Annotated in this window: 8 protein-coding genes; 2 read left to right on the top strand and 6 right to left on the bottom strand. The window is 67.6% G+C overall.

Translation table 11 applies throughout. The features are described 5' to 3' along the window. Positions 1 to 23 precede the first annotated feature (23 nt). From ahcY to ACFVM3_RS19435, 4 genes are all read right to left on the bottom strand, one after another. Positions 24 to 1,499 (bottom strand): adenosylhomocysteinase, encoded by a 1,476-nt coding sequence (gene ahcY, locus ACFVM3_RS19420; RefSeq protein WP_378440385.1) that lies wholly within the window; start codon positions 1,497 to 1,499, stop codon positions 24 to 26. 250 nt (positions 1,500 to 1,749) lie between these two features. Further along, on the bottom strand, positions 1,750 to 2,811 hold the full coding sequence (locus tag ACFVM3_RS19425) for a DNA polymerase IV (RefSeq protein ID WP_378440387.1): 1,062 nt from the start codon (positions 2,809 to 2,811) through the stop codon (positions 1,750 to 1,752). A gap of 10 nt (positions 2,812 to 2,821) precedes the next feature. Next, entirely contained in the window at positions 2,822 to 3,247 is a 426-nt protein-coding gene (locus tag ACFVM3_RS19430; RefSeq protein ID WP_378440389.1) for a YciI family protein, read from the bottom strand. Between the two features lie 61 nt (positions 3,248 to 3,308). After that, the gene (locus tag ACFVM3_RS19435; protein WP_378440391.1) at positions 3,309 to 3,575 is read right to left on the bottom strand and encodes a DUF3040 domain-containing protein; all 267 of its coding nucleotides are present in this window, start codon (positions 3,573 to 3,575) and stop codon (positions 3,309 to 3,311) included. A gap of 255 nt (positions 3,576 to 3,830) precedes the next feature. Here ACFVM3_RS19435 and ACFVM3_RS19440 point away from each other — a divergent pair, with 255 nt between their 5' ends. Further along, complete coding sequence (locus ACFVM3_RS19440; RefSeq protein ID WP_378440393.1) at positions 3,831 to 4,889, top strand: cobalamin-independent methionine synthase II family protein; 1,059 nt, start codon at positions 3,831 to 3,833, stop codon at positions 4,887 to 4,889. 23 nt (positions 4,890 to 4,912) lie between these two features. Here the strand turns inward: ACFVM3_RS19440 and ACFVM3_RS19445 are convergent, their stop codons facing one another. Further along, positions 4,913 to 5,539: a LysE family translocator gene (locus ACFVM3_RS19445; RefSeq protein ID WP_378440395.1), complete on the bottom strand. Its 627-nt coding sequence runs from the start codon at positions 5,537 to 5,539 to the stop codon at positions 4,913 to 4,915. After that, the gene (locus ACFVM3_RS19450) at positions 5,536 to 6,099 is read right to left on the bottom strand and encodes a GNAT family N-acetyltransferase (RefSeq protein ID WP_378440397.1); all 564 of its coding nucleotides are present in this window, start codon (positions 6,097 to 6,099) and stop codon (positions 5,536 to 5,538) included. Before ACFVM3_RS19450 ends, ACFVM3_RS19445 begins: the two co-directional genes overlap by 4 nt. A gap of 51 nt (positions 6,100 to 6,150) precedes the next feature. Here ACFVM3_RS19450 and ACFVM3_RS19455 point away from each other — a divergent pair, with 51 nt between their 5' ends. Continuing rightward, the gene (locus tag ACFVM3_RS19455) at positions 6,151 to 6,933 is read left to right on the top strand and encodes an alpha/beta fold hydrolase (protein ID WP_378440399.1); all 783 of its coding nucleotides are present in this window, start codon (positions 6,151 to 6,153) and stop codon (positions 6,931 to 6,933) included. The last annotated feature ends 30 nt before the right edge of the window (positions 6,934 to 6,963 follow it).

Raw genomic sequence — 6,963 nt, forward strand, 5'->3', positions numbered from 1 at the left:
ACGTGTGTCGCCGGTGCCGGACCTCAGTACCGGTAGTGGTCCAGCTTGTACGGCCCCTCGACGTCCACGCCGATGTACTCGGCCTGGCGCTTGGTCAGCTTCGTCAGCCGGACGCCCAGCGCGTCGAGGTGCAGGCGGGCCACCTTCTCGTCGAGGTGCTTCGGCAGCACGTGGACGTCGGTGGTGTACTCGCCCTGCTTCGTGAACAGCTCGATCTGCGCGATCGTCTGGTTGGTGAAGGAGTTCGACATCACGAAGCTCGGGTGGCCGGTGGCGTTCCCGAGGTTCATCAGCCTGCCCTCGGACAGCACGATGATCGAGTGCGCCTCGCGGTCCGCCGTCGCGGGGAAGACCCATTCGTGCACCTGCGGCTTGATCTCGATCTTCTGGATGCCCGGGATCTTCGCCAGGCCTGCCATGTCGATCTCGTTGTCGAAGTGCCCGACGTTCGCGACGATCGCGTTGTGCTTCATCTTGGCCATCTGGTCGGCCATGATGATGTCGAAGTTGCCGGTGGTGGTGATGAAGATGTCGCCGCGCCCGACGACGTCGTCGAGCTCCACGACGTCGAGGCCCTCCATCGCCGCCTGCAGCGCGCAGATCGGGTCGATCTCGGTGACGACCACGCGGGCACCCTGGCCGCGCAGCGATTCCACGGCGCCCTTGCCGACGTCGCCGTAGCCGCAGACGACCGCGACCTTGCCCGCGATCATCACGTCGGTGCCGCGGTTGAGACCGTCGATGAGCGAGTGGCGGATGCCGTACTTGTTGTCGAACTTCGACTTCGTGACCGAGTCGTTCACGTTCATCGCCGGGAAGAGCAGCTCGCCTTCCTTGGCGAGCTTGTAGAGCCGCTTGACGCCGTTGGTGGTCTCCTCGGTGACCCCGCGGACCTCCTTGGCGATCCGGGTGAACCGGCTGGTGTCGCGGCCGAGGCTCTCGCGCAGGGTCTCCAGCACGAGGTGGTATTCCTCGGGGTCCTCCTCGGTCGCCTGCGGGACGGCGCCGGCGGCCTCGAACTCGACGCCCTTGTGGATCAACAGGGTCGCGTCGCCACCGTCGTCCAGGATCATGTTCGGGAGGCGGCCGTCCCCGAAGTCGAAGAGCTGGTCGGTGCACCACCAGTACTCGGCGAGCGTCTCGCCCTTCCACGCGAACACCGGCGAACCCGACGGCTTCTCCACGGTGCCGTTCGGGCCGACGACGACGGCCGCGGCCGCCTCGTCCTGCGTGGAGAAGATGTTGCAGGACACCCAGCGCACCTCGGCGCCCAGCGCGACGAGCGTCTCGATCAGCACGGCGGTCTGTACGGTCATGTGCAGCGAACCCGCGACCCGCGCGCCCTTCAGCGGCTGGGAGTCGGCGTATTCGCGGCGCAGCGCCATCAAGCCGGGCATCTCGACCTCGGCGAGGCGCAGCTGCTTGCGGCCTGCCTCGGCGAGGGAGAGGTCGGCGACGGCGAATTCGATCCCGTTGACCTTGGACAGGGTCGGGCTCATGGGTTCTCCAATCAGGAAGGAAGACAAGGCGGAGCGGTCCTTTACGCCAGTGGCGGAAAGGACGGTGTCAGTGCGGGGGTTCAGTGCACGGCCTCGACGACGAAGGCCGGAAAAGGGTTCAGACGCAACAAAGGCACCTCCGCAGTGGGAGGCGCCCTTACGTCTGTCGCAGCGGGCCGAGCGTGGCGGAAGAATTCCGTCGCAGCGCCTCTCGACCCGGAACCAGAATGGCAAAACGCCGCGAGCGCTGTCAAGGCGACACTGATCGCTCCGCAGACGAGAGGAATTCGGCGCGGACGCCCAGCAGGCGGACGGGCCTGCCGAGGTCGAACATGTCGAGTACGGCCAGTGCCGCCTTCTCGATTTCGGCGGGATCCGAGGTCCGCGCGGGCAGGGTCACGCTGTGCGTATGGGTCTGGAACGGGGCGAAGCGGACCTTGACCGCGACCCGCGCGGCGGGCCTGCCTTCGTCGGCGACGTCCTGCGAGACGCGTTTCGCCAGTGCGGCGACCTCCGTGGCCATGGCCTCGGGATCGGTGAGGTTCTGCTGAAAGGTCGTCTCACGGCTTCGGGATCGCGCGATGTACGGCGTCGCGGTGACCTCGGCGTCGCCGATTCCGCCGGCGAGGATCCGGTACCACGGGCCGAGCTTCGGACCGAACCGGGCCGCGAGGTCCGCCGCGTCGGCACCCGCCAGTTCCAGCACGGTGTGATAGCCGGCCTCGGCGAGCTTCTTCGTGGTCTTGGTGCCGATGCCCCAAAGCGCGTCCGTCGGCCGCTCGGCCATGACGTCCCACCAGTTGTCCTGGACGAGCCGGAAGATTCCCGCCGGTTTGGCGAATCCGGTGGCGAGTTTGGCGCGCAGTTTGTTGTCCCCGATGCCGACGGAGCAGGAAAGCCCGGTCTCTTCGGTCACTTCCCGCCGGATGTCGGCGGCGAGCGCTTCGGGATCGTCGGTGGTGACGCCGAGGAACGCTTCATCCCAGCCGAGCACTTCGACGACCACGGGGAATTCCCGCAGCGTCGCCATCACCCGATCGGAGACCTCTTGGTACGCGGGCGCGTCCGTGGCGAGAAAGATCGCGTCAGGGCAGCGTTTCGCGGCGGTTCGCAGGGGCATCCCGGACCGGATGCCGAATTCCCGAGCCTCGTACGACGCCGTCGCCACCACGGCCCGTTCCGCCGGATCTCCCGTGCCGCCGACGACGACGGGCTTACCGCGCAGCTCAGGCCGCCGGGCGACCTCGACCGCCGCGATGAACTGGTCGAGGTCGACGTGGAGTACCCAGGGCACCCGCTCCCGGACGGCCATGAAACAGAGCTTAAGCCCGTTCGGCGACCTCGTCGCGCATCCGCTGCTCGTTCTCCCGCAGCTCTGGGGTGAAGTTCTCGCCGAAGTCGCCGGCTTCGAGGATCTTGCGGACCTCGAGCACGGTGTCTCCGGTCGGGGGAGTGGGGCAGCGCTTCGCCCACTCGATCGCTTCGGCGCGCGAAGGGACATCGACGATCCAGAAGCCGCCGACGAGTTCCTTGGCTTCGGTGAACGGGCCGTCGGTGACGGTGGCCCCAGCCGCGTTCAGCGTGACCCGTGCTCCCTTGGAGCTTTCCTGCAGGCCTTCGCCGCCGACCAGCACTCCGGCGTCGAGCATCTCCTGGTTGAACTTCGCCATGGCGGTCAAAGCCTCCATCGGCGGCATCTTCCCGGCTTCGGAATCCTCGTCCGCCTTGATGATGATCATGAACCGCATGCGTCTTCCTCCCAGTGAACCGGACGTACCGCCCGGACTCTACCGGCGTAGGAGAAGACGATCAGGGACGCCCGAACCGGGACAGGTGCACGATCACCGCCGCGGTCACGGTGATCATCCCGATCAGCAGCAGCGCCGGACTGTCGACGATGATGCCCAGCAGCATCAACAGTCCCGCGGTGATGTCGAGGCTGAGCAGCAGGGCCAGCCGGAGTAGCGGGGGCCGGGCAGGCCCGCCGGACCGGAGCCGGGCGGCCAAAGCCGGCTCGGTGAGCTCGAACCAGCGCTCGATCTTCTCCAGCTCTTGCCGATCATGATGGCTCAGCATCGGTTTCTCCTTCGGCGCGCCCCGGCCGTCGACATCCACGGAATACCCAGGGGCGGGGCTGGATAAGCATCGAATTTCGCCGAGCGTCGTATAACGACCTATACGGGACGGGAGCGAAGATCTTTCGGAGAGCTGGTCATTGCGCCATTAGGGGTTTCGGCACGCTGAAAGATCGTCAAGGACGGAAGGGCTCGGTAGTTTCCACGCTTGTGGCCACGGCGGCCGCGGGCTGCGCCATCTGGGAGGACGCGAGCGATGACCATACCCACCGAACCGATCGGCAGTATTCCCCGTCCGGGCTATCTCATCGAAGCGCTCGGTGAGCACGCGGCCGGACGGCTCGACGCCGACGGACTCGGCGAGTCGCGGGAAAAGGCTCTTGCAGAGACCATCAAGCGGCTGGAGGAGACCGGCTCGCCGGTCATCACCGACGGCGAGCAGGGTAAACCGAGTTTCGCCACGTATCCCTTGGCCGGCCTCACTTCGCTGGCGCCCGACGGCGTCGTCATCCCGTTCGCCGACGGGCACACCCGGCAGCTTCCGAGGCTGACCGCGGGGCCGTTCCGCTATCAGACCTACGCCGATGCCTACCTGCGTGAAGCCAAGAAGTACGCGACCCTGCCGGTGAAGCAAGCGGTGATCGCGGCTTCGGCGATCAGTCTCGTCTATCCCGGTGAAGAACTGGCCGGATATGACAAAGAACAGTTCCTCGCCGACCTGGTGAACGAGGCGGAGGCCGACATCCGACGCAGTCTCGACGCGGGTGCGAACAGCGTTCAGATCGACTTCACCGAAGCCCGGCTGTCGCTGAAGCTCGATCCGTCCGGCGGATTGCTGAAGTCCTTTGTGGACTTGAACAACACCGTGTTGGACCGGTTCTCCGAAGAGGAGCGGAGGAAGATCGGTGTGCACACCTGTCCCGGCGGGGACCAGGACTCCGTGCACAGCCTGGACGTCGACTACGCCGGGCTGCTGCCGACGTTGTTCCGGTTGAACGTGGGCAACGTCTACGTCCAGCTGGCCAGCGAGACGGATCCTGAGCGGGCACTGCGGGTGATCGCCGAGCACGCTCGCCCGGAGCAGCGGGTCTTCGTCGGCGTGACCGACCCGATCGACCCGCGTGTCGAAACCGCCGAAGAGGTCCGTGACAGGGTTCTCCAGGCGGCTCGGTACATCCCGCCGGACTGGCTGGGCACTTGTGACGACTGCGGTTTCTCACCGTTCGCCGACGACACCTCGACGTCGCGGGACACCGCGTTCGCCAAGATCGCCGCCCGCGTCGAAGGTACGCGCCTCGCCGCCGAAGCCCTCTGACGGCGTGTGATGGGCGCCTCCGGTCAGTTCTGCACCGCGACCCGGATGCCGAGTCCGACCAGGAAGGTGCCCATCACCGCGTCCATCGAGCGGCGCACCCTGCCGGAGCTGAAGAACCTCCGCAGGGAACCGACGAGCGTCGCCAGGACGAAGGTCCAGACGACGGCCACCGTGGTGGCCAGCACGGCCAGCTGCAGGGTCTGCGCGGTCGAGGCCGAATGCGGGAGGAACTGGGGGATCAGCGCGAGAAAGAACATCGCGACCTTCGGGTTGAGCAGGTTCGTGAGCAGTCCCTGCCGGAACGCCTCCTTGGGCGCGACGACGGGCGCCACCCTGTCCTTGAGTTCGCTGTAGTCGCCGCGGCGCACCGCCAGCCACGCCTTGACGCCGAGAAAGATCAGATAGGCGGCGCCGATCAGCTTCACCACGGTGAAGGCGATCGCCGACGCGGTGAGGATCGCCGCTACCCCGAGCGCGATCGCGACCACCCAGACGAAGACGCCGAGCGCGATACCGAGCCCGGCGGCGATCCCGGCCTTGCGGCCGCCGAGGATCGCGCTGCGGGTGACCACCAGGAAATCCGGACCTGGCGCCATGGCGCCGAGCAGGCAGATCAAGACGAACGAAAGCGCGGTGGTCCCGGAGATCATCGCCCGATGCTATCCGGTTCGTCGATGCCCCTGGCCATGACGGCGCCCGGTACGTCGACGCCGTCGGGCGTCGTGACGGTCACCCGTTCGACTTCGGTGAAGCCGAATGACCGGTACAGCGGGACACCGGGCAGAGTCGCGGTCAGTGTCAGCGACGTGAAGCCCTCGGCCTTCGCGGCGAGCCGGCAGGACTCGAGGATCGCGCGCCCGAGCCCGCGTCGTGTCCAGTCGCCGCGGACGAACATGGCGCGCACGCGCGCGGGTTCGGTGGCCGGATCGAGCGGACGGTCGTCGTCCGGCGCGTCGCCGGCGCCCGCGTGGGTTTTGTTGCGCCTGCTCCAGCCGCCGCAGGCGACGATCTCGCCGTCCGCCTCGTGCACGAAGTACGTGCCGTCTTCGATCAACCGCAGGTCGAGACGCGCGATATGGTCCGCCGCGCTCGCGGTCTGCCGCTCGTCGTAGAACCGGGGGAACAACTCCAGCACCGAGGCCCGCATCAGCGCCGCGATGGCGGGCGCGTCGGCGAGGGTGGCCTTCCGCTGCGGCGGGTACGTCGTCATGTCGCGGAAGATAGCCAACGACCACGGCCCCGCCTATCGGATAATCACGTGATGATCACCGACGACGGCTGCGAGCTGTGGACCACGGCGACCGGCCGGGGTGACCCGATCCTGTGCTGTCACGGCGGTCCCGGTCTGTGGGACATGTTCGGCACCCTCGATCTCGGTCCGCGGTTCCGGTTGATCCGGTGGGATCAGCGCGGCGCCGGGCGTTCGGAAGCGCGCGGTCCGTACACCCTCGAACGAATGGTCGCCGACGTCGACGCCGTCCGCGAGTGGCACGGCCTCGATCGCGTATCGGTTCTCGGGCATTCGTGGGGTGCGCATCTCGGGCTCCTCTACGCGCTCGCGCGACCGGAACGGGTGAGCGCGCTCGTGTACGTGTCGGGTGTCGGGCTCGGTCACGACTGGCACGCGGAGTTCAAGCGGAACTTCGAGCGGGTGGTCGGCGAGAAGCCTCGCGGCGAGGGCCGCGAACGCGCGATATGGCAGTGGACGGCCGATTTCGTGACCGACGGCGCACGCCACGCCGAAGCGATGGCGACGCCCTGGTTCCCGGTCAACTACGAGGCGAACACGGTGCTCAGCGAGGAGATGCGGACCGTGCCGGAGTCGGAGCTCGTCTCGGCCTGCGAGTCGCTGCGGGTGCCGACGCTGATCGTGGACGGCATGGCCGACAACCGGCCCCGCTGGGCCGTCGACTCGTTGGAGCGGGCCCTGCCGTCGGTGAAGCGGGTGCGGTTCGAGGGCGTGGGGCACGTGCCGTGGCTGGAGGCGCCGGACGAGTTCCGGGCCGCTGTGACCGGCTTCCTGAGCGACCGCGGTGGGTCGTGAGTGGCGATTCGGGTTCTAACCCGAATCGCC

The organism is Amycolatopsis sp. NPDC057786 (genome assembly GCF_042797905.1).
GTDB lineage: Bacteria > Actinomycetota > Actinomycetes > Mycobacteriales > Pseudonocardiaceae > Amycolatopsis.

Bases quoted from the DNA above. Each gene is read 5' to 3' on its own strand.
- ahcY (WP_378440385.1), bottom strand. From the start codon at position 1,499: ATGAGCCCGACCCTGTCCAAGGTCAACGGGATCGAATTCGCCGTCGCC.
- ACFVM3_RS19425 (WP_378440387.1), bottom strand. From the start codon at position 2,811: ATGGCCGTCCGGGAGCGGGTGCCCTGGGTACTCCACGTCGACCTCGAC.
- ACFVM3_RS19430 (WP_378440389.1), bottom strand. From the start codon at position 3,247: ATGCGGTTCATGATCATCATCAAGGCGGACGAGGATTCCGAAGCCGGG.
- ACFVM3_RS19435 (WP_378440391.1), bottom strand. From the start codon at position 3,575: ATGCTGAGCCATCATGATCGGCAAGAGCTGGAGAAGATCGAGCGCTGG.
- ACFVM3_RS19440 (WP_378440393.1), top strand. From the start codon at position 3,831: ATGACCATACCCACCGAACCGATCGGCAGTATTCCCCGTCCGGGCTAT.
- ACFVM3_RS19445 (WP_378440395.1), bottom strand. From the start codon at position 5,539: ATGATCTCCGGGACCACCGCGCTTTCGTTCGTCTTGATCTGCCTGCTC.
- ACFVM3_RS19450 (WP_378440397.1), bottom strand. From the start codon at position 6,099: ATGACGACGTACCCGCCGCAGCGGAAGGCCACCCTCGCCGACGCGCCC.
- ACFVM3_RS19455 (WP_378440399.1), top strand. From the start codon at position 6,151: ATGATCACCGACGACGGCTGCGAGCTGTGGACCACGGCGACCGGCCGG.